The organism is uncultured Roseobacter sp., assembly GCF_947496515.1.
Classification (GTDB): Bacteria; Pseudomonadota; Alphaproteobacteria; order Rhodobacterales; family Rhodobacteraceae; genus Roseobacter.
Window position 1 is genome coordinate 175,137 of the sequence record NZ_CANMDB010000003.1, and the last position, 22,405, is coordinate 197,541.

Genomic DNA, 22,405 nt, shown 5'->3' on the forward strand with positions numbered 1-22,405 from the left:
CTTACATATCCGCGCATTCCGGCACCGGGCTGATCACCGTGCCGTCTTTGAGATGCTGCAGCAGGTTATCCACCATCAGCTTGCCCATGGCGGCGCGTGTCTCCACCGTGCCGCTGCCCACATGGGGCAAGAGCACCACATTCTGCAACTGACGCAGCGCCTCTGGCACATGCGGTTCAGCCTCGAACACATCCAGCCCGGCCCAGCCGAGCCGCCCGTCCTGCAAGGCCGCAATCATCTCCGCCTCGTCGATCACCGTGCCCCGGCTGACATTGATCAAGGTTCCCTGCGGCCCCAAAGCCTCGATCACCTCGCGGTTCACGATCTTGTTCGTCGATGCCCCGCCGGGCGTGATGCAGATCAGCACATCCACGTCCCGCGCCATCTCCGTCAGATCGCCGTAGTAGCGATAAGACACATCCTTCTTGCTGCGCGAATGATAAACGATCTCCGTCCCCCAGGGGGCAAGCTTGTCGGCAATCGCCTGCCCGATCCGGCCCAGCCCCAGGATCCCAACCGTCTGATTGTCGGCAGAACGCGTCAGCGGCGCATTGCCCTCTGCTTCCCACCGGCCCGAGCGCACGTAAGCATCGTCGCGCAGCAACTCCCGGTAACACGCCAGCATCAGCAGCACCGCAGTCGTCCCCACTTCGGCATTCAGCACGTTGGGTGTATGGGTCACGACCACCCCGCGCGCCCGCGCGGCCTCGGTGTCGATGGCATCATAGCCCACGCCATAGCAGCTGATCGCCTTGAGGTTCGGCATGGCCGCCATGTAGTCGGGCTTGACCCCGTCGTGTCCGTTGGTCGCAACATGGGTAATCCCCTCACCATTGGCGTCCAGCCAGGCCTGCGGGTCGTCCATCTCGCTTAGCTTGTGAATGGTGAAGGCGTCCCCCAGTCGGGTCAGCGTCTCGTCCGTAGCACCTCCGATCAGCAAAAGCTGCGCCATCTACGCATCCTCCGTCACGGTTTGGCGCTGATGGCCGAGCCCTTCGATGGTCAGCTCCATCACATCGCCTTTTTTCAGATACACAGGGTCCGGTTTCATCCCCATGCCGACACCCGGCGGCGTCCCGGTGGTGATCACGTCGCCTGGGTGCAGCGTCATCAGCGAGGACAGGTGTTCGATGATTTCCGCCACCGTAAAGATCATGGTCGAGGTATTGCCTGTCTGCATCCGCTTGCCGTTTACATCGAGGCTCATGGCGAGCGCCTGCGGGTCCGGTATCTCGTCCCGCGTGACCAGCCAGGGACCCGTCGGGCCGAAGGTGTCGCAGGATTTGCCCTTGGTCCATTGTCCGGTCAGCTGTGTCTGGAAATGCCGCTCGCTCACGTCATTGACCACGCAGTACCCCGCCACATGGTCCAGCGCGTTTTCCTTGCTGACGTATTTCGCCATGGTGCCGATCACCACGCCCAGCTCGACCTCCCAATCCGTATGGGTCGACCCACGCGGCATGCTCACATCGTCATTGGGCCCCACGATGGCGGAGTTTGCCTTGAAGAACAGGATGGGATGTTTGGGGATATCCGCGCCCGTCTCCGCTGCATGATCGGAGTAATTCAGCCCGATGCAGAGAAACTTGCCGATGTCCCCGACGCAAGGGCCCATCCGCGGCGCACCATCCACCGCGAGCAGGCTTGCAGGATCAATCGCGCGCAACGTGGCGAGCCCCGCATCCGACAGCACGTCGCCCGCAATATCCGCCACATGCGCCGACAGATCGCGCAACACACCATCCGCGTCCAGCATTCCCGGCTTTTCCGCTCCGGGGGCCCCAAATCTCACCAGTTTCATCCGTTCTCTTTCCTTGCTTCCAGCGCGTGTTCGCGCGCTGCTCTGTCTTCAATGATTGTCGCGCGGCATGGAGCGGCGCGAGATGTCGCGGTAGCTGTCCGCATCCTGCAGGATCATGCCCTCGTCGAACCGGCCTACCTTCTCGCGAAAGAGCGCCTGCCAGGGCGATTGGCTTTCCGGCATGGTATAGCCGCCCGCGGCCTCCAGCACCCGCGCGCGCTCTGCCAACTCGTCGAGCGGCACGAGCATATCCGCGGTGCATTTGGTCAGATCGATCCGCACGCGATCACCATTTTGCAGCAGCGCCAGCCCGCCACCCGATGCCGCCTCGGGCGAGGCATTCAGGATGGAGGGGGAGCCGGAGGTGCCAGACTGACGCCCGTCCCCCACACAGGGCAGCGCCTCCACCCCCTGTTTCAACAGATACGAAGGCGGGCGCATGTTCACGACCTCGGCCCCACCGGGATAGCCCGTGGGTCCCGCCCCGCGCATGAAGAGTACGCATCCCGCGTCTATATTCTCCGCCGGATCGTCAATGCGGTGGTGGAAATCCTCCGGTCCGTCAAACACGACCGCACGACCCTCAAAGGCATTGGGATCCTCCGGGTTCGACAGATAGGTCGCACGAAACGCCTCGCTGATGACGCTGGTCTTCATGATGGCACTGTCAAAGAGATTGCCGGTCAGGTTGATGAACCCGGCATGCTCCTTAAGCGGATCTGACACCGGCTTGATCACCTTGGTATCCTCGCTCCGCCGCGCACCACAGTTCTCCGCCATGCTCCGACCATTCGCCGTTATCACATCCGGATGCGGCAACAGCCCCGCTTCCAGCAGCTCGCCCACCACTGCGGGCACACCGCCCGCATGCTGGTAGTCCTCGCCCAGATACTCCCCCGCGGGCTGCAGATTGACCAGCAACGGGACGTGATGTCCGATCCGCTGCCAGTCATCGTTGCTCAGGGGCACACCCAGATGCCGCGCGATCCCGTTGAGGTGAATGGGCGCATTGGTGGATCCCCCGATGGCGGAGTTGATCACGATGGCGTTCTCGAACGCCTCCCGTGTCATGATCTGGCTGGGGCGCAAATCCTCCCAGACCATATCCACGATCCGCCGACCCGTCTCATAGCTGATCTGCCCGCGCTCGCGGTAGGGCGCCGGGATCGCCGCTGCGCCGGGCAGCTGCATCCCCAGAGCCTCGGCCAACGAATTCATCGTGGTCGCTGTCCCCATGGTATTGCAATACCCCACTGACGGGGCCGAAGACGCCACCAGCTCCATGAACCCATCGTCATCAATCTCGCCTGCCGCCAGCATCTCGCGCGCCTTCCAGACGATGGTGCCCGACCCGGTACGCTCGCCGCGGAACCACCCGTTCAGCATCGGCCCCACCGACAGCGCAATCGCCGGAATGTTCACCGTCGCCGCCGCCATCAATAGCGCCGGCGTGGTCTTGTCACAGCCGATGTTCAGCACCACACCATCGAGCGGATAGCCAAACAGCGTCTCCACCAGCGACAGATACGCAAGGTTCCGGTCCAGCATCGCCGTGGGCCGCTTGCCCGTCTCCTGGATGGGATGCACGGGCACCTCGATACAGGTGCCCCCCGCCGCGATAATCCCGTCCCGCACCCGCTTGGTCAGCTCCAGATGATGCCGGTTGCAGGGGGAGAGATCACTGCCGGTCTGCGCAATCCCGATGATCGGCTTGCCCGACTGCAACTCTTCGCGCGTCAGCCCGTAATTCAGATACCGCTCCAGATAGAGCGCGGTCATCTCCGGGTTATCCGGGTTCATGAACCACTTGCGGGACCTCAGATCATCCTTGCCGATCATGTCGCTCTTTCATCTTGCCAAATAAACTCACGTCGCACCGCCGGCCGCTGGCACCCGATCACAGAAAAGGGCCCGCCGCTCACTGCCCCGACCAGCCGCCATCGATGATATGCGGATGCCCGGTGGTAAAGGCACTCTCGTCGCTGGCCAGATAGACCACCAGTGCCGCGATCTCCTCTGCCGTCGCAACCCGCCCCATGGGCTGGCGCGCCACGAACTGCGCCATCGCGGCCTCCTTGCTGCCCAGCTCCTCGCCCAGAGCATCCACCCGCGCGTGCCAGCTGGGGCTTTCCACCGTGCCGGGGCAGATCGCATTGCACCGGATGCCCCGGTCGATGAAATCCACCGCCACGGATTTCGTCAGACCGATCACCGCCGCCTTGGTGGTGCCATAGATGAAGCGGTTGGGCGCACCGATCACCGAGGAGCAGGCCGAGGACATGTTGATGATCGACCCCGCGCCGCGCTCCAGCATCCCCGGCAGCGCCGCCCGGATCGTCCGCAGCATGGACCGCACATTCAGGTCAAAGGCAAACGCCCAGTCGTCATCAGTGGCATCCAGAACGCTGCCGTGGTGCACGAACCCCGCACAGTTGAACAGCACATCCGGTTGCGCCCGCGCCACACCCGCGGCCACACTCTCGTCACTGCGCGCGTCAAGTTCGAAAATCTCGATATTTTCGTGATTCGCATCTCGAATCGTGGAAAGGGCTGCCGCATCCACATCCGTCGCAAAGACCTGCGCGCCTTCGGACGCCATGGCCAGCGCACTGGCCCGCCCGATCCCCTGAGCGGCCGCGGTCACCAGCGCACGCTTGCCTTTAAGCCTTTGTCCTGACAAGATTTATCTCTCCCCCTTGCGCGGATCAGAGCCGGTTTCCCGACCGTGCCGTCCTGCCCTTGCGCAGATTTATTCACCACCCCGGCCAAAAAACCACCCCCCCAAGGCTGGTCCCGCGGCCCGTTTCCGTTAGCGTATGACAGCGCGGCGCCTTTGGCCACCGCTTTGAAAACGACCCAGAAGAAAGAGGCACCACCATGACCACAGGCCGGAACATCACACTCATCGGCACAGGGTTGATGGGCCTGCCCATGAGCCGCAACCTCGCAAAAGCGGGCCACCGGCTGACGGTCTGGAACCGCACCCGTGCCCGCGCCGCGCCGCTCGAGGCAGAGGGTGTCACCATCGCCGATACCGCGGCTGAGGCCGTCGCGGGCGCTGACGTCGTCATCACCATGCTGTCGGATGGTTTCGCCACGGGACCCCTGATCGACGACCCGCAGATCCAGTCAGCGCTCGCACCCGGTACCATCTGGATCGACATGTCCAGCGCCAAACCCGAACACGCCCGGGCGCAATCCGCCACGCTGCAGGCCCTCGGTGTCGCCCACCTCGACGCCCCCGTCTCGGGCGGCACCAAGGGGGCGGAGGCCGGCAGCCTCGCCATCATGGTCGGCGGCAAACCGGAGACCTTCGAGGCTGCCAAAGACGTGCTCTCCGCCATGGGCCGCCCGACTCACGTGGGCCCGGCGGGCGCGGGGCAGCTGTCGAAACTCGCCAACCAGACCATCGTCGCCGTCACCATCGCCGCCGTGGCCGAAGCGATGTTGCTCGTTCAGGAAGGCGGCGCCGACCCGGCCGCCGTCCGCGCAGCCCTCAAGGGCGGATTTGCCGACAGCGTCATGCTCCAGCAACACGGCGAACGCATGACCACCGGCAATTTTGAGCCGGGCGGCCTCACGAAGTTCCAGGTCAAGGATCTCAACAACACGCTGGACGAAGCGGCGGGCCTCGGTCTCACCCTGCCGGCCACGGAATCCGTCCGCGACCGCTTCCAGCATTTCATCGATGCGATGGATGGCGGTGAAAAGGACCACTCGGGCCTTTACCTCGAACTTCTGGCCCGCAACGGGCGCACCACATGAGCCATGTCCTGATCCTCGGCGGCGGCGGCATGGTCGGCCAAAAGCTGCTGGGCCGGTTGCTGGCCGAAGGTCTGGGCGGCACCCCGCCCACTGAGATCACGCTCTTTGATCTGGGCTTTCCGCCCGGATGCCCCGACGGCCCCGCGCGCATCACCGGCACCCTTGCCGATCCCGGGATCATCGCGCAATTGGCGGGTCTGCGGGCGGATGTGATCTTTCATCTCGCCGCCGTGGTGTCGGGCGAGGCGGAGGCGGATTTCGACAGCGGCTGGTCCACCAACATGATGGCCATGTGGCAGCTGCTGGAGGCGCTGCGCGCGGAACACGATGCCTCGGGCGGCGTATACGTTCCTCGCGTGATCTTCACCTCTTCCATCGCGGTTTTCGGGGCGCCCTATCCCGACCGGATCACGGACACCTTCTATACGTCGCCGCAAACCAGCTACGGTGCGCAAAAGGCGATCTCGGAGCTGATGCTGCAGGACATGAGCCGCAAGGGCTTCATGGATGGCCTATCCCTGCGGCTGCCGACCATCTGCGTGCGCCCGGGCAAACCGAACCGCGCTGCCTCGTCGTTCTTTTCCGGGATCATCCGCGAGCCCCTGAACGGGCAGCAGGCGGTGCTGCCGGTGCCCGACACGGTGCGGCACTGGCATGCGTCGCCCCGGGCAGCCGCGGGGTTTCTGATGCACGCCGCGGCACTGGACACCGCCCGACTGGAGGGGCACCGCGCGCTCAATCTGCCCGGGTTCAGCTGCACCGTCGCAGAGCAGATCGAGGCGCTGCGCCGTGTCGCGGGCCAGGACGCGGTTGACCTGATCAGGCCGCAGGCGGACGAGACGATCATGGGGATCGTTCAGGGCTGGCCGCGCGACTTTGATCCCGCGCGCGCCACCAGCCTCGGTTTCAGGGCGGAAAGCAGTTTTGACCAGATCATAGAGACCTACATCGCAGAGGATTTGCCGAGCCGTTCCGGGTAGCTTTTCTGCGGCAGGGGCCGTTGCAGATTGCGCGCCAGATGGTCGTGCACGCAGACCCGCATCAGGTCCTCGTTCCGCGCCAGCGCCGCGTCCAGAATCGCCCGATGCTCGCGGATATTCTCCGGGAAATAGCCCCAGTTCGTCTCCGCCGAGACCAGCTGCTGGCGAAATTGCTCATAAATCTGCACATGCGTCCGCTTCAGCAGATCCGATCCGCAGGCATCGATCAATGTCTGGTGAAATTCCTGTTCCGCCCGGCTCCACAGCCCCAGCAGCGGCGGCACATCCCCCATGGACCGGACCCGCATCTCGATATGCGACAGCTTGTGATGTGCTGCCGCCAGCCGCGATTCCCAATCCACATCGCCTTGCCGGATCGACAGGCAGGCGCCCTCCGTCTCCAGCAGGATGCGCATGTGCGTCAGCTCATGCTGCCGCTCAACCGATTGACAAGGCGCGCGAAATCCACGCTGTTCCTGAAAATCCACCAGCCCGACGGTGGACAGCCGGAACAGGACCTCGCGCACCGTACTGGCCGAGCAATTGTAATCCATCCGTAGCTTTTCCGCGCGCAGTTTGCTACCGTAGGCAAAGGCGCCGGTGATCAACCGGTGCCGCATGTCGTCAAAGATATCCGCGTACTGTCCCGCCATGGCGTGTCTCCCCCGGCTTCTAGCGTGGCGAGCAAAATCTCGAAAATCAAACAAAATATCAAAATTGTGCGGAATTAAAATATTTTCTTGCCTGTACGACCCGCGACGGCCTAACGTCACGTCAGCGACAGCATGATCGGGGCTCAGAGGCTTCGGCAGGACAGTGCGCACAACGTCTGGGAGGACACTATGACAATGATGAGAACGGCGGCCACGGCCGTCGCCGCAGCGGCCATTGCCGCAACCACCGCGCTGACCGCTTCGGCGCAGTCGACCAACCTGCGCATTCAGACACATTACGCGCCCGAGACCGTGTCCGGCCAGCTGGCCGCGCAGTACATGGAAGACATCCAGACGATGTCCAACGGCGAGATCTCGGTCGAGATGTTCTATTCCTCGTCGGTCGTCAAATCGGTCGAGACCTTCGATGCGGCCTCCACGGGCATCCTCGACTGTGACATGACCGGTGGCGGGTACCAGACCGGCAAGAACTCGGCCTTTCAGTTCGTGGGCGACATCATGGGCGGCTACGAGACGCCCTACCAGCAGCTGAGCTGGCTGTACTACGGTGGCGGCAGAGAAGCGGCCGCACCCCTTTACAACAAATACGGCATGGAGCTGATCGGCTGGTGGGTCTACGGTCAGGAGAGCTTTGCCTCCTCCAAACCGATCGCCCAGGTCGAAGACTTCAAGGACTGGAAATTCCGTTCCCCCCCCGGCATGCAGACCATCATCTTCGAAAAGCTGGGCGCGTCGCCCATCGTGATGGACTTCACCGAGATCTTTACCGCGCTTGAAACCGGCATCATCGACGGGGCAGACGCCTCGGGTCTCGCGAACAACGTGGGCCTGGGTCTCTATGACATCGTCAAGCACGCCAACTTCCCCGGCTTTCACTCGATGCCCTCCGATCACCTGGCCTGCAACAAGGCGGTCTTTGACGCCATGCCCGAGCATCACCAGCGGATCATGAAAGTGGCGATGGAAGCGCTGGCGCTGCGGACCGCCCTGACGTTCGAGAAAAAGAACGCCGAGGCAGCCGCCCAACTGCGCGAACAGGGTGTGACGCTGTCGCAGTGGTCGACGGAAGAGCTCAACAAGTTCCGCGCGGCGGCACAATCCGCCTGGGCTGAGTTTGCGGACACGCCCGAAGCCAAAGCGCTGGTGGAATCTCACCTGGCATACCTCGATCAACTCGGCCTCAAGCAATAAGCTGAGTTGAACACGAACCCCGCCAGCATATGGCGGGGTTCTTTGCGTCAGGCCGGACGTAAAACGGCCAGTGTCATGTCGGTGGGGGGAAGACGCCATGCAGGAAAAATCCGGGAGCCTTGTCGAATGGCTGGTGCCGCTGGCCTTCATCTTTTGTGCGGGCTGGGTCACCTGGCACATGCCCGCCTTCACCCTGACATTGGCGAAACCGGTGGACCCCTCTCAATATGACAAGCTGTCCGCCCTTTTTGCGCGCGCGGATGTAGCCCCCGGTCTGGCCGGGTTGTTCGGCGGCTACGCCGATATCCTCGACTGGGCCGCGCTCATCCTGATCCCCGTTTTCGCCTATATCGGCATGCGCACGGTCCGCCGGGCCCCCATGGAATTCGAAAGCTGGCGGGCCATTGACCGTCTGGCGGTGTTCATCGGCCGCGTCACCATGATGCTGGTGGTGCTGCTCTGCTCTGTGATGATCTACGAGGTTATCCTGCGGTATATCTTCGAGGCGCCCACGCTCTGGGCCAATGAGCTGTCTCTCTGGCTCGCGGGGTTCGTGTTCCTCTGCGCGGGCCTTTACGCCATGCAACAGCGCAGCCATATCCGCATCTTCCTGCTCTATGATATGTTGCCGCGCAGCCTGCAGCATACCTGCGATGTCATCTCCACCGCGCTGATCGTGATTTTCACGTTCTTCCTGATCTACGGCGGCTACGGCGAAGCCTTTGACAAGTTCTACCGGTGGGAGACCTTTGGCACCGTCTTTGATCCGCCGATCCCGGCGACGTTGAAACCGATGGTGCTGATCGTGGTGGGGCTGGTGGCGTTTCAGGCGGTGATCAACCTGATCTCGGACTGGAACGAAGAACCGGTCATTCACACCGCCGCCGATGACATCGACGAAGACGAACTGGCCAAGCTGCGGGCCGCCGTCGGTGCCGATGGCACCGACACGCTCGACGTCACGCGCGGCGCAACTCAGTCCAACACCCCAAGGAAAAGCTGATGGATATCGGAACTATCTCGCTGGTCCTGATGCTGGGCCTGCTCTTGCTGCTGGCCATCGGGATGCCGCTGGGCTTTGCCTCGGCCATCCTGTCGGTGCTGGTCCTGGTCATGAAGTTCGAGCCAACGCTGCTCTACGCGCCCTGGACCTTCGGCGACGGCATCCTGACCGGACGACCGGGATCAGGGCCGCTCAACATCGTGGCCCAGCGCATATACGGGTTGTTGACCGATTACGTGCTCATCTCCATTCCGCTCTTTATCTTCATGGCGGCCTTGCTGGAACGCTCCGGCGTGGCCAAGGATATGTATTCCTCGCTCAGCGTCTGGCTGAACCGCACCCGCGGCGGCATCGCCATCGTCACCTCGGTGATGGCGGTGATCATGGCGGCGATGTCGGGTATCATCGGGGGGGAGGTCGTTCTGCTGGGGCTGATCGCACTGCCGCAGATGCTGCGGCTGGGCTATAACCAGAACCTTGCCATCGGCACGATCTGCGCCTCCGGTTCGCTGGGCACCATGATCCCGCCGTCCATCGTTCTGATCATCTACGGGCTGATCACCGAGACCTCGATCAAGGCGCTCTTCACCGCGTCTTTCCTGCCGGGCTTCATGCTGGCGAGCTTCATCATCCTCTACATCATCATCCGAACCCAGTTGCGCCCCGAAGACGCGCCGTTGCCGGAGCCTGTCGCGGGCGAACCGGTGGGCGCGGAGAAAGGCAAGCTCTTCGCTGCCTTCCTCTGTGTGCTGCTTGCGGGGTTCGCCACGGCGCTCTTTCTGCGCGCGCTATTCTTTGAGATCAGTGGTCAGAATGCCGCCAACACCGGTGAGGCCTTTGCCTTCGGGACCGCGGACTGGCTGCCGTGGTTCGGTGGCATGGTGGCCTTTGCCTTCGTGATGATGTTCGGCGTGCTGGGGCGCGCGCGCACGGCACTCGGCTGGCAGCTGGGCAAGGGGCTGGTGGCGCCCATCGTGGTGATCGGCGTCGTCATGGGCTCCATCTACGGTGGCATCACCGGGATCACCGAGGCGGCGGGCATGGGGGCGCTGGCGGTGCTGATCATCGCCATCTTCCGGGGCGAGGCGAGCTTTGATCTGGTCTGGGACAGCCTGATGCGCACCCTCAAATCCACCGGGACGATCATCTGGGTGACCATCGGTGCCACGGCGCTGGCCGGTGCCTATACGATTGCGGGCGGGCCGACCTATGTGGCCGATTTCATCGTAGGCTCGGATCTGCCGACCATGGGGATCATCCTGATGATGATGCTGATCCTCCTGTTCATGGGTGCGTTCATGGATTGGGTGGGCATCGTGCTGCTGATCATCCCGGTGTTCCTGCCCATCGTGCAGCGTTTGCCCATCGAGGAGATCGGCCTGCTGGGAGAGTTGAACCCGCGCCATGTGGCGATCTGGTTCGGTGTGGTCTTCTGTATGAACATGCAGGTGAGCTTTCTCAGCCCGCCGTTCGGTCCTGCGGCCTTCTACCTGAAATCCGTCGCACCGCCGCACATCAGCCTGACGGACATTTTCAAGGGGTTCCTGCCCTTCATCGGCATCCAACTCTGCGCGCTGTCGGTGCTGTTGATCTGGCCGCCCATTGTGTCCATCCTCTTGCCGTAGGAGGTCCTGATGGACACCGTTCGCCTCGATGCGTCAGACAATGTGGTCACCGCCACGCGCCCCCTTGAGGTGGGCGTGCTGGTCGAGGACGCGGTGAGTACCCGCGCGCTGATCCCCTCGGGGCACAAGGTTGCCACCTATCCGATGGCGCCGGGCGCGCCGGTGCGCAAATACGCGCAGATCATCGGTTACGCGTCCCAGCCGATTGCTGCGGGCGATCACGTGCATACCCATAACGTGGAGTTCCGCGCGACAGATGCGGCCTATGAGTTCTGCACCGATCTGCGGCCCGTCACAGCCGTGGCAGAGGCCGCGCGCGACAGCTTCATGGGGTACCGCCGGGCAAACGGTCAGGTGGGCACGCGCAACTATGTGGCCATTGTGACGTCCGTGAACTGCTCTGCTACCGCCGCGCGGCGGATCGCGGCTCATTTCACGCCGGAGGTCATGGCCGCCTATCCCAATGTGGACGGTGTGGTGGCCTTTGTGCACGGCACCGGCTGCGGCATGGCGGACAATGGCGACGGGTTCGAGGCGCTCCAGCGGGTGATGTGGGGCTACGCGCGCCATCCCAATCACGCGGGCGTGCTGATGGTCGGTCTGGGCTGCGAGATCAACCAGATCGACTGGCTGCTGGAGGCCTACGGGCTGGAGCAGGGACCAACCTTTCAGGTGATGAACATTCAGAACGTCGCGGGGTTGCGCCGCACGGTTGAGTTGGGGATCGAGAAGGTTGCCGCCATGCTGCCTCTGGCCAATGAGGCCGTGCGCGAGGCCTGCCCCGCCTCCGAGCTCAAGGTCGCGTTGCAATGCGGTGGCTCTGACGCGTGGTCGGGGATCACGGCGAACCCCGCACTTGGCCACGCCTGCGATCTTCTGGCCGCACAGGGCGGCACCGGGGTGCTGGCCGAGACGCCCGAGATCTACGGCGCCGAGCATCTGCTGACCCGTCGCGCGCACGACCGCGCCACGGGTAAAAAGCTGCTGGATCTGATCGAATGGTGGGAGGATTACACCACCCGCAACCGCGGCTCCATGGACAACAACCCCAGCCCCGGCAACAAGGCCGGCGGGCTGACAACGATTTTGGAAAAATCGTTGGGCGCAGCGGCCAAGGGCGGCACCTCGCCCCTTACCGGGGTTTACAGGTACGCCGAGCCGGTCACCGCCCGCGGCTTCACCTTTATGGACAGCCCCGGTTATGATCCTGCCAGTGTCACCGGGCAGATCGCGGGCGGCTGCAATCTGGTGTGCTTTACCACCGGGCGCGGCTCTGCCTTCGGGTCCAAGCCAGCCCCGACGATCAAGATCGCCACCAATTCCGCCATGGCGGCGCGGATGTCCGAGGACATGGACATCGACGCCGGTACCATCCTCACCGGGGGCGTGACGGTGGAGGAGAAGGGCCGCGAAATCTACGAGACGTTCCTGCGCGTGGCCTCGGGCGAGATGAGCAAATCCGAAGCACAGGGTCTGGGGGATCACGAGTTCGTACCCTGGCAAATCGGCGCAGTGATGTGAGCCTGAATCCTGTCCCAGAAAATACGCCGGGTCATGGCTGAACGGCCGCGCATTCTGATTGTCGGCGGCGGGCTGATCGGCATCCGTCATCTGGAGGCAGTGGCCGCCCACCCGGGCTGCACCCTCGCGGGGCTGGTGGACCCTGATCCCACCATCGCAGCGGACGCGCCCCGTTTCGCCGATATGGATGAGGTCACGGGCCCGGTGGATGGCGTCATCATCGCGACCCCCACGCAGCTCCATGCCCAGCACGGCGCGCAGGCCGCGGCACGCGGGTGGCACATGCTGATCGAAAAACCTGTGGCGGGCGATCTAGCGGGCGCCCGGATGCTGAGGGAGGCCGTTCAACGGGCGGGCGTCGCGGCGCTGGTCGGTCATCACCGGCGCTACCACGCGCCCGTGCAGCAGCTCAAATCCCTGCTCGCTGCGGGCACCATCGGTCAGCCGCTCACAGCGAGCCTCATCTGGGCCATGCGCAAACCCGACGCTTATTTTGACGGGAACTGGCGCACCGCGGGCGGCAGCCCGGTGATGATCAACCTCGTGCATGACATCGACCTTCTGCGCTTTACCTTGGGCGAGATCGCCGAGGCCGTCGCCCTGCCGGGGCCCAGCCTGCGCGGCGCAGGCAGGATCGAAAGCGGCGCCGTTGCCCTGCGGTTCGAGACAGGTGCCACCGCCACCATCAGCTTTGCCGATACCGCACCCTCGCCCTGGGGGTTCGAGGCTGGCACCGGCGAGAACCCTAACATCGGCACCACCGGGCAGGACATGCTGTGGATCACCGGCACCCAAGGCGCGATCAGCTTTCCGTCCCTGACGCTGTGGTCGGGGACCGAGTGGGGCCAGCCCGCCACGCGCGTCCCGCTTGACCGGCAGGAGAACCCCCAGACCCCGCTGGCTGCACAGCTCGATCACTTCCTGCAGGTGATGAACGGCGCCCCGCCGCTGATCTCTGTCGCCGACGCCATCCGCACGCTGGAAACAGCGCTAGAGATCGAAACCCAACTGAGGGGCGTCAGACCCCGTCTTCGTGAAAGGACACATGCATGAGCAAGCCCGCAATCGGATTCATCGGCCTCGGCCTCATGGGCGCCGCCATGGTCAACCGGCTGATCGACCAGGGATATGCGCTGACCATCACCGCCAACCGCTCCCGCCCTAATATCGACGCTGCGGTGGCGCGGGGGGCGGCAGAGGTCGAGACCGCCCGCGATGTGGCGGCGGCCAGCGATGTGGTGATGCTCTGCATGGATACCTCCGACAGCGTGGAGGCGCGCATGCGCGGTGACGCGGGCGTCATCGCCGGTCTGAGGCCGGGCGCCACGGTGATCGACTTCGGTACCTCCTTGCCCGCCAGCACCAAAGCGCTGGGCGCAGAGGTCGCCGCGGCAGGCGGCACCTACCTCGACGCGCCACTGGGGCGCACGCCGAGCCATGCCAAGGACGGGCTGCTCAACATCATGACCGCGGGCGACAAGGCCGCCTTTGACCGGGTCGAGCCGGTGCTGCAGGATCTTGGCGAGAACGTCTTTCATCTGGGCGCGCTGGGCTCGGGTCACACGATCAAGCTGATCAACAACTTCTTTGCCATGACCACCGCCAACGCCATGGCCGAGGCCTTTGCCATGGCCGATGTGGCGGGGATCGAACGCCAGAAAGTCTATGACGTCATGTCCGCAGGCCCGCTGCATTCCGGGATGATGGATTTCGTATCGGCCTACGCGCTGCGGGGCGACCCGAACCAGCTGGCCTTTGCGGTCAAGAACGCCGCCAAGGACGTGGGCTATTACGGGCGCATGGCAGAGGAGGCGGGCGTGCAGAGCATCATGTCCAAATGCGCGCTCGCAGCACTGCGCGACGCGACAGAGACTGGTCACGCCGACAAGATGGTGCCCGAAATGACAGAGTATTACGCCACCAAGTTCAAACCCTGACATGGCGGTCGCCGCCGGACTGATCGAGGACCGTCCCCGACTCGGCATCCTGCTGATGCTGGGGGCCTGGGCTCTGTTCGCGGTGGTCGATACCAGTGCGAAATGGCTGGTGCTGATGGCGTTTCCGGCCTTTCAGCTCGCGTTTATGCGCTATGCGGGGCATTTCGTGATCTCCACCGCCCTGATCGCCCGCGGCGGTATCACCCGCGACCGGTTCCAGACGCAGCGGCCCGGGCTGGTGGTGCTGCGGGCGCTTTTGCTGATCCTGGCGACGCTGTCGAACTTCTACGCGCTGAATTTCCTGCCGCTGACGGTGACGGCGGCGATCATGTTCTCCAGCCCGGTCATCGTGTGCTTTCTGTCCTACGCGGTGCTCAAGGAACCGGTCGGTCCCTGGCGCTGGGGCGCGATCCTCTTGGGCTTTGTCGGCGTGCTGATCGTGATCCGGCCGCTGGGGGCGGGGTTCCACTGGGCCATGGGGCTCGCGCTCTTCAACGCGGCCAGTCTGGCGCTTTACTCCCTGATCACACGGCAACTGGCGGGCGTGGTGGCGACAGAGACGATGCAGTTCTACATGGGGGTGCTGGGCACCGCGATCCTGGCACCCATGGCGGTCTGGACCTGGGTCTGGCCGCAGAGCGGGCTGGAATGGGTGCTGCTGATCGGCCTCGGTGTGCTGGGCTGGGCTGGGCACCAGATGCTGACCATCGCACACCGCTTCAGTTCCGCCAATACGCTGATGCCCTACATGTATTCGCTGATGGTCTATCTCACGATCCTGAGTTACTTCGTCTTTGATCACCTGCCCGATGTCTGGACCGTCCTGGGCACGATCATCATTGTGGCCTCGGGCCTCATCATCTGGAAAAGGGAACAACGGTAATGCGTGTGGCCTGCATCGGCGAAGCGATGATCGAACTGACCCAGCAAGGCGGCGCGGCCCATCTGGGCGTGGCGGGCGATACGCTTAACACGGCGATCTATCTCAAGCGCAGCGCGCCGGAGCTTGAGGTGGAGTACATCACCTGTCTGGGGGACGATCCCTTTTCCGGCCAGATCTGCGATTTCATCGGTGCACAGGGTATCGGCTGCGACGGGATCCGGACGATTGCCGGTGGCACGCCCGGCCTCTACGCCATCACCACGGAAGCGGGCGAACGGTCCTTTACCTACTGGCGCAACCAGTCCGCCGCCCGGCAGATGTTTCAGGATGAGGCCGGGTTTGAGGTGCTGAAGGACTATGACCTCCTGTACCTCTCTGGCATCACCATGGCGATCCTGCCGCCGTCGGTACGGGCCGGATTTCTGGACTGGCTGGGGCAGGGCGACGCGCGGCTGGCCTATGACAGCAACTACCGCCCCCGGCTGTGGGACAGCGCCGACGCCGCCCGCGCGGTGACCGATGCGCTCTGGTCCCGCTGTGACATTGCCTTGCCGTCTGTCGATGACGAGATGGCGCTTTTTGAGCAGGACGCCGCCGCTGTTACCGCGCGACTCCGCGCCTACGGCTGTCGCGGCGCGCTGAAACGCGGGGCGGAGGGGCCGCTTTCGCTCGGTTCGGACGTGGTGCAGAGCTATGCTCCGGCCCCCCGCATCGTCGATACCACCGCCGCCGGTGACAGCTTCAACGGCGGCTACCTGGCCGCTCTTCTGACCGGTGGTGATCAAGCGGCGGCCTTGCGTGCAGGCCACGACTGTGCGGCGCGCGTGGTGCAATTCCCGGGCGCCATCATCCCGGTGTAAGGGAGAGGGGGCAAGCCGCCTCCCCTCCATCGAGGAGGGTCGGCGGCTGTCCGGCGATGCCGGACGGGACATCTGCGCCCTAGTCTCGTGCCAGATCAGCCGCACCGATCACTCCGAGCAAGGCGCTGTCCGGCGCGCCCGCGGTGATGAGCCGCGTGATCTCTTCGTGCCGTGGATCCTCCAGCGGTTGCTCCGCCGCCACCTCCGCCCTGCAAAACCCGAGCCACGCCTCCAGCGCCGCGTGCAGCGCGGAGGCGTCCTTGCCCGAGGCCACGAGCTCGCGCAGAGGCGCCACAATCCGGTGGGGCAGCTTCTGGCTGCCATCCATCGCGATCTGGCGGAGCTTATGCGCCAGATGCGGGTTCTCGAACCGCTGCATCAGCGCCCGGGCATAGCCTGCCGCCGCGTCCTGCATCTCTGCGGGCAGCGTCTGCGCTGTCTGCGTCATCAGCGCGTCCACCCGCCCGCGCAGATCCGCGTCGCCTACTGCCTCATGCACATGCGCATGACCCGCAAGCGTCCCCGCGTAGGCCAGCAGCGAATGCGCCCCGTTCAGCATCCGCAGCTTGCGCATCTCGTAGGGCGCCACATCCGGCACGATCTGCACCCCCGGCCAGTCGGGCCGCGGCCCGGCGAAAGCGTCCTCGATCACCCACTCGCGAAAGGGCTCCGTGGCCACGGCCATCGGGCAGCCTGTCTCGGCCCGCAGCGCGTCCGTGGTCGCAGGTGTGATCCGGTCCACCATGGCGGAGGGGAAGCCGATGAACCCGCCCAAGGGGGGCAGCCCCGCCGCCTCACCGAAGGCCGCCACCGCCGCCCCCAGCCTGGCGCCGTTGCCCGCCAGATTGTCACAACTGAGCACGGTGACAGGCGCGCGGCGCGCGGCCAGCCCACGGGCCAGATACCCGATCACCGTGCGCGGCGCGCCACCCGCCAGATCCGCCACAATGGCCGCATCGTCCAGATCGAGCCGTCCGTCGCCGCCCAGATGATAGCCTTTCTCCGTCACCGTCAGGGTGATCACCGCCACCTCCGGATCCGCGATCCGCGCCAGCACCGCGCCCGGATCCTCCGGTGCCACCAGCACCTCGTCAAAAACCCCGATCCGCCGGACCCCGCGACCCTGAACCGCCAGCGCGTACTTATGTCCCGCCGCGCGCAACCCATCACGCACGGCAGCGCTCCGCAGGCTCACCCCGGTGATGCGCCAGCCGCCCGCGTCCGCCGTATACTCCGCCAGATGCGCCCGGGCGAAATTCCCCACCCCGATGTGCAGGATCCGTCCCATCAGCTGTCCAGCCTGTAGGTCTCGCGCGCCAGATCCACCGCCAGGCGCCGCGCCAGCCTCCGCGCGTCGGCGAGACCAAAGGCACTCGCGCCAACCTGCGTCGCCAGATGCGCCGCCACCCCGCGCCGCCACATGTCATGGCGCGCGGGGATCGACAGAAAGGCCCGTGTGTCGTCGTTGAACCCCGCCAGATTGGCGTAGCCCGCCGTCTCCACCACCCGGTCGAAATACCGCGCGATGCCCGCGGCACTGTCGTGAAACCACCACGGCGGCCCGATCCGCAGGCAGGGCCAGTGTCCGGCCATCGGCGCCAGCTCGCGCCCGTAGGTACTCTCATCCAGCGTAAAGAGGATCAGCCGAAAGGCGCCCGCGTTGCCCACCCGGTTCAGCAACGGCTCCAGCCCGCGCACCCAATCCGTGGCCACCGGCATGTCCGCCCCCACATCGCGGCCAAAGCGCGCCAGCAGCGCCGCGTTGGTGTTGCGCCTGCTGCCTGCGTGCAGCTGCATGACCAACCCGTCCTCCACCGACATCTGCGCCATCTCCACCAGCATGTGACCGTGAAACGCCCGCGCCTCCGCCGCGCTGGCGGCACCTGCCCGCACCCGGGCGTACAGCGCCGCGGGATCCTCCAACCAGACGGTCTGCGGTACCTCGATGGCATGATCCGTGGCGGTGGCCTCGCAGGATTTGAAGAAAGCCCGCCGCTGCCGCAACGCCGCCAGATAGCCGTCGAACCGGGACACATCCTCGCCGGTCAGCGCGCCCATCCGGTCGACCTCGGTGACAAACTCCGCACCAGCGGCATCCAGCACCGCGTCAGGGCGAAACGTCGGGATCACGCGGCCGGGCCAACCGCTGTCGGCAATGGCGCGATGCGCCGAAAGATTATCCAGGGCACTGTCGGTCGTGGCCAGCACCTCAATGCCGAAGCGATCAAAGAGCGCGCGAGGCCGGAACCCCGGCTCCGCCAGCCTTGCGGCGATCTGGTCATAGACGGCGTCCGCCGTCGCCTCGGACACCGGCGTGTCGATCCCCAGCGTCTCGCGCAGCACGTAGCTGATCCAGAAGCGTGTCGGCGTGCCGAGGAACATATCCCAATGCCGTGCGAACAGCCGAAAGACCGCGCGTGGATCCGTATCGGCCCCGGGCGCCCCGACCCCCAGATCCGCCAGATCGACGCCCTGCGAATGGAGCATCCGGAAAACGTAGTGATCCGGCACCACCAAAAGCTGCGCCGGATCGGGAAAGGCCGCATCCTCCGCAAACCACACCGGATCGCAATGGCCATGGGGCGATACGATGGGCAGCCCCCGGATCTCGTCATAAAGCGTGCCGGCCGTGCCTGTCAGTTCCCGCATTGTTATCTCCCTGCCCGGCCTTGATGCCGGTTGGCCTTGGGGCAAAGCCCGTCGTGACATACCGCATCCTTACCCCAGGGGCCAAGGCGCGGAAATCGGTGATCTCAGCCAGCATGCGGTATTCAGTTTTTCCCAGACAGCAGGTGGCGCGCCCCCGGCCACCGGGCCGGGCAGCCCCCGCCCCCCCTCGATGGGGGGAAAGGGGGCTTCCCCCCGGGCTGCTCCCGGCAAACGCCCGGACCGCACGGTGGTGCCAAGGATCCGGTCACACTCCCGACCGCACGCTGCTTTAACCCGCCAAATACCGCCCCGGACACCGACGCAATACCGACGTGATACCGACACGATACAGATCCCCGTATCGCCCTGCGGCGACACGTTTACTGGTCGATTCGCACCTCTGCGGGGATCTCGCTCAAAAGATGTTGCGCGCACGGTGGCTTTACGGCTTGGGGCGGCTCAGGGTCACGGCGGCTTCTTCCTCGGGCGAGAGCTCCGCGAAATCGAAACTGTCGAGCCGCGCGGCCCGCTTGCCCGCCCGTTCCGCGGCGGTGCCGATCCCGTCGAGATCCTCGCGCGCCTGCCGGAAATGGGTGTCGAGCTTGCCCACGCGGGTCACCACCAGTTCCACATCCCGGTGCAGCTGCTTCAGCGTCTTGCGGATGGCACCCGCCTGCTCGCGCATCCGTGCGTCCTTGAGGATCGCGCGCATGGTGTTCAGCGTCGCCATGCAGGTGGTGGGCGAGACGATCCAGACCCGCGCATCAAAACCGCGGCGCACCAGCTCGGGAAAGTTCGCGTGCAGCTCCGCATAGACCGCCTCGGAGGGCAGGAACATCAGCGCACCATCCGCCGTCTCACCGTCGAGGATATATTTCTCTGATATATCAGTGATATGCTTGATCACGGCTGTCTTCATCTGCGCCACGGCCTGCTTCAGATCCGCATCCGTTTTGGCGCGTCGCAGCGCCTCATAGGCCTCCAGCGGGAACTTGCTGTCGATCACGATCGGCCCGGGTGGATTGGGCAGATGGATGAGGCAATCGGCACGCTTGCCGTTGCTCAGCGTCGGCTGCCAGGTGTAGCTGTCGGGTGGCAGCGCCTTGGCCAGGATGTCGCGCAACTGGATCTCGCCAAAGGCCCCGCGGGTCTGCTTGTTGCTCAGAATATCCTGCAGCGACAGCACATCGCCCGAGAGTTTGGTGATATTGTCCTGCGCCCGGTCGATGGTCGCCAGCCGCTCCTGCAACTGCGTGAGGCTGGTGGTCGTCTTGGCGGAGGAGCCGTGCAGCGCTTCCTTGACCCGCTCCTGCATCTCCGCCAGCGACCGGGCAGAGCGTAACGCATTGTCAGACAAGCGTTCCTGCATCTGCTGCTGCACCGTTGCCAACCGGCTCTCCACCGTCTGGATCACCTGCGTCTGGGCATTGGCCTGCGTGTCTGAAACCGTCTGCAAGCCGCCCCTGAGCTGTGCCTGCCCGTCTCCAAGGTGTTGTATTTGTTGAGCTAACAGCCCCATCTGCTGCGCCAGCGGCCCGACGCTCGCCGCACTGCGGGATGCCGCGCGCACAGCCCAGACCAGCAGCAGGAGGATCAGCGCCAACACGCCCATGAGCGCCAGCGCGGCGATCACCAAAGGGTCGCTCAGCGCATAGGTTTGTCCGGCAATTTCAATCATGTGCGTCCAAAGAGCCGTTCGATGTCCTGCAGCTTCAGCTCCACATAAGTGGGCCGCCCGTGGTTGCACTGGCCCGAATGCGGCGTCGCCTCCATCTCGCGCAGCAGGGCGTTCATCTCCTCCGCGCGCATCCAGCGGCCAGAGCGGATGGACCCATGGCAGGCCACCCGGCTCAGGATCGCCTCGATCCGCATCTGCAGCGTGGAAGAGGCCTCCTGCTCCGTCAGCTCATCGAGGATGTCGAGAACCAGCGCCCGCGCGTCCACCGTGCCCAGAATGGCCGGTGTTTCCCGGACCGCGATGGCCGTGCCGCCAAAGGGTTCGATGGTCAGGCCAAAGCCCGCCAGCGTGTCGGCCATATCCATCAGCCGCGCACTGTCACCGGCGGAAAGGTCAATGATTTCAGGGATCAACAGCGCCTGCCGCGCGACGCCATTCTCCGCCATCTGGCGTTTCAGCTTCTCGTAGACGAGCCGTTCGTGGGCCGCATGCTGGTCCACGATCACCATGCCGGTTGCGGTCTGGGCGATGATGTAATTCTCATGTACCTGACCGCGGGCGGTGCCCAGCGGGTGGTCTGTTTCGGGCTCGGCCTCTACCACGGTTTCCGGCGTCTCGACCCGGCCAAAGACGTCGTTGATCTCTGCAAAACCAGTGTGTTGCGTCGGGCGGCGTTCCATCTGGTAGACCCGCGCCCCTACCGGTTCCGGCGTGAAGGCCCCGAGTGTTGCCCCCGCCACGGTCGTGGACGCGCGGTGCCCGGCGTTCGCCAGCGCGTGCCGCAGCGCCGAGACGATCAGACCGCGCGCGACACCGGGATCGCGAAACCGGACCTCGGATTTGGCAGGGTGCACGTTCACATCCACCAGCGTCGGGTCGCAGTCCAGAAACAGCGCCGCCGCCGGGTGCCGGTCCCGGCTGAGGAAATCCGCATAGGCCCCACGCAGCGCGCCCACCAGCAGCTTGTCCCGCACCGGGCGCCCGTTGACAAAGAGGTACTGCGCCACCGCCGAGCCGCGCGAATAGGTGGGAAGTGCGGCAAAGCCCGTCAGGTGCAGCCCCTCGCGCGTCGCGTCGATGGGCAGCGCGTTCTCGGCAAATTCATGGCCCAGCACGCGGGCGAGCCTGCCGCTGAGCGCGTCAAAAAGATCTCCCTGCTCCGCCTCTGCCCGGAAAATCACCCGGCCCGCGCCGTCGCCCGAAACATCGCGCAGGGTAAAGCGCACGAAGGGCTCCGCCATGGCCAGCCGTTTGACCACATCGCCGATGGCCTGCGCCTCGGCCCGGTCGCTGCGCATGAATTTCAGCCGCGCGGGCGTGGCGTAGAAGAGATCGCGCAGGGTGACCGTGGTGCCGGTATTGCACGCGGCCGGGCGCGGCGTGCCCATGTCGCCGCCCAGCACAGACAGCTCAACCCCGCTGCTGCCTTGCGCGCGGGTGGCGAGGGTCAACCGACCCACGGCCCCTAAGGACGGCAGCGCCTCGCCGCGAAACCCGAAGGTGTGGATATCGAGAAGATCCGTGCCCGCCGTCTTGGAGGTCGCGTGGCGGGACAGCGCCAGGGGCAACTCCTCCGGCGTCATGCCGCAGCCATCGTCCTGCACCCGGATCAGCGTCTTGCCCCCGTCGGCGTAGTCCACCGTGATATGACGCGCGCCGGCGTCCAGCGCGTTCTCCACCAGTTCCTTGACCGCAGAGGCGGGCCGTTCGACCACTTCACCCGCCGCGATGCGGTTGATTGCGGCTTCGTCCAGCTGACGTATGGTGGGGCGGTCGCCGTCAGAGTTGGGGCTTATATTGGGGCTGAAGGAGTTCATACCCCTAAGTGTAGCATGACC

The 22,405-nt window shown here is 64.9% G+C and carries 18 protein-coding genes and 1 pseudogene; 10 read left to right on the top strand and 9 right to left on the bottom strand.

Annotated features, from left to right (window positions below; translation table 11 throughout):
- Position 1 precedes the first annotated feature (1 nt).
- The 4 genes from Q1A53_RS07960 to Q1A53_RS07975 all read right to left on the bottom strand — a co-directional run bounded on the left by Q1A53_RS07960 (position 2) and on the right by Q1A53_RS07975 (position 4,481).
- Positions 2 to 952: a 2-hydroxyacid dehydrogenase gene (locus Q1A53_RS07960; protein WP_299964841.1), complete on the bottom strand. Its 951-nt coding sequence runs from the start codon at positions 950 to 952 to the stop codon at positions 2 to 4.
- A complete protein-coding gene (locus Q1A53_RS07965; protein WP_299964843.1) occupies positions 953 to 1,801 on the bottom strand; it encodes a fumarylacetoacetate hydrolase family protein in 849 nt (282 codons plus the stop codon).
- Positions 1,802 to 1,849: 48 nt separating this feature from the next.
- A complete protein-coding gene (locus tag Q1A53_RS07970) occupies positions 1,850 to 3,640 on the bottom strand; it encodes an IlvD/Edd family dehydratase (RefSeq protein ID WP_299964846.1) in 1,791 nt (596 codons plus the stop codon).
- A gap of 79 nt (positions 3,641 to 3,719) precedes the next feature.
- The gene (locus Q1A53_RS07975; protein ID WP_299964848.1) at positions 3,720 to 4,481 is read right to left on the bottom strand and encodes an SDR family oxidoreductase; all 762 of its coding nucleotides are present in this window, start codon (positions 4,479 to 4,481) and stop codon (positions 3,720 to 3,722) included.
- A gap of 194 nt (positions 4,482 to 4,675) precedes the next feature.
- Here Q1A53_RS07975 and Q1A53_RS07980 point away from each other — a divergent pair.
- Together Q1A53_RS07980 and denD are read left to right on the top strand one after the other, a co-directional pair.
- Positions 4,676 to 5,566: pseudogene (locus tag Q1A53_RS07980) on the top strand (NAD(P)-dependent oxidoreductase); the annotation flags it as partial.
- A complete protein-coding gene (gene denD, locus Q1A53_RS07985; protein WP_299964852.1) occupies positions 5,563 to 6,546 on the top strand; it encodes a D-erythronate dehydrogenase in 984 nt (327 codons plus the stop codon). The pseudogene Q1A53_RS07980 and the gene denD, both read left to right, overlap by 4 nt.
- On the opposite strand, the gene Q1A53_RS07990 is transcribed toward denD, so the two are convergent.
- Positions 6,510 to 7,199: a GntR family transcriptional regulator gene (locus Q1A53_RS07990; RefSeq protein WP_299964855.1), complete on the bottom strand. Its 690-nt coding sequence runs from the start codon at positions 7,197 to 7,199 to the stop codon at positions 6,510 to 6,512. The genes denD and Q1A53_RS07990 overlap by 37 nt on opposite strands.
- Positions 7,200 to 7,388: 189 nt before the next feature.
- Here Q1A53_RS07990 and Q1A53_RS07995 point away from each other — a divergent pair, with 189 nt between their 5' ends.
- From Q1A53_RS07995 to Q1A53_RS08030, 8 genes are all read left to right on the top strand, one after another.
- Positions 7,389 to 8,411, top strand: coding sequence for a TRAP transporter substrate-binding protein (locus tag Q1A53_RS07995; protein ID WP_299964857.1), 1,023 nt, complete (start codon positions 7,389 to 7,391; stop codon positions 8,409 to 8,411).
- A 97-nt stretch (positions 8,412 to 8,508) separates the two neighbouring features.
- Positions 8,509 to 9,414 (top strand): TRAP transporter small permease subunit, encoded by a 906-nt coding sequence (locus Q1A53_RS08000; RefSeq protein WP_299964859.1) that lies wholly within the window; start codon positions 8,509 to 8,511, stop codon positions 9,412 to 9,414.
- Positions 9,414 to 11,039, top strand: coding sequence for a TRAP transporter large permease subunit (locus tag Q1A53_RS08005; RefSeq protein ID WP_299964861.1), 1,626 nt, complete (start codon positions 9,414 to 9,416; stop codon positions 11,037 to 11,039). The genes Q1A53_RS08000 and Q1A53_RS08005 overlap by 1 nt, the downstream gene beginning before the upstream one ends.
- A gap of 9 nt (positions 11,040 to 11,048) precedes the next feature.
- Entirely contained in the window at positions 11,049 to 12,560 is a 1,512-nt protein-coding gene (locus Q1A53_RS08010; protein ID WP_299964863.1) for a UxaA family hydrolase, read from the top strand.
- Between the two features lie 33 nt (positions 12,561 to 12,593).
- Positions 12,594 to 13,613, top strand: coding sequence for a Gfo/Idh/MocA family oxidoreductase (locus tag Q1A53_RS08015; protein ID WP_299964865.1), 1,020 nt, complete (start codon positions 12,594 to 12,596; stop codon positions 13,611 to 13,613).
- The gene (locus tag Q1A53_RS08020) at positions 13,610 to 14,497 is read left to right on the top strand and encodes an NAD(P)-dependent oxidoreductase (RefSeq protein WP_299964867.1); all 888 of its coding nucleotides are present in this window, start codon (positions 13,610 to 13,612) and stop codon (positions 14,495 to 14,497) included. Before Q1A53_RS08015 ends, Q1A53_RS08020 begins: the two co-directional genes overlap by 4 nt.
- Before the next feature lies 1 nt (position 14,498).
- Positions 14,499 to 15,380, top strand: coding sequence for a DMT family transporter (locus Q1A53_RS08025; protein WP_299964870.1), 882 nt, complete (start codon positions 14,499 to 14,501; stop codon positions 15,378 to 15,380).
- Positions 15,380 to 16,240, top strand: coding sequence for a sugar kinase (locus tag Q1A53_RS08030; protein WP_299964873.1), 861 nt, complete (start codon positions 15,380 to 15,382; stop codon positions 16,238 to 16,240). The genes Q1A53_RS08025 and Q1A53_RS08030 overlap by 1 nt, the downstream gene beginning before the upstream one ends.
- A 79-nt stretch (positions 16,241 to 16,319) precedes the next feature.
- Here Q1A53_RS08030 and Q1A53_RS08035 read toward each other — a convergent pair whose 3' ends face one another.
- From Q1A53_RS08035 to mutL, 4 genes are all read right to left on the bottom strand, one after another.
- Positions 16,320 to 17,528, bottom strand: a complete 1,209-nt coding sequence (locus Q1A53_RS08035; RefSeq protein WP_299964875.1) for a mannitol dehydrogenase family protein — start codon at positions 17,526 to 17,528, stop codon at positions 16,320 to 16,322.
- Positions 17,528 to 18,889 carry a glucuronate isomerase gene (uxaC, locus tag Q1A53_RS08040; protein ID WP_299964878.1) on the bottom strand — a complete coding sequence of 454 codons (1,362 nt, stop codon included), beginning with the start codon at positions 18,887 to 18,889 and terminating at the stop codon, positions 17,528 to 17,530. Before uxaC ends, Q1A53_RS08035 begins: the two co-directional genes overlap by 1 nt.
- A gap of 442 nt (positions 18,890 to 19,331) precedes the next feature.
- Positions 19,332 to 20,567, bottom strand: a complete 1,236-nt coding sequence (rmuC, locus tag Q1A53_RS08045) for a DNA recombination protein RmuC (RefSeq protein WP_299964881.1) — start codon at positions 20,565 to 20,567, stop codon at positions 19,332 to 19,334.
- Entirely contained in the window at positions 20,564 to 22,384 is a 1,821-nt protein-coding gene (gene mutL, locus Q1A53_RS08050) for a DNA mismatch repair endonuclease MutL (RefSeq protein ID WP_299964884.1), read from the bottom strand. Before mutL ends, rmuC begins: the two co-directional genes overlap by 4 nt.
- Positions 22,385 to 22,405 lie beyond the last annotated feature (21 nt).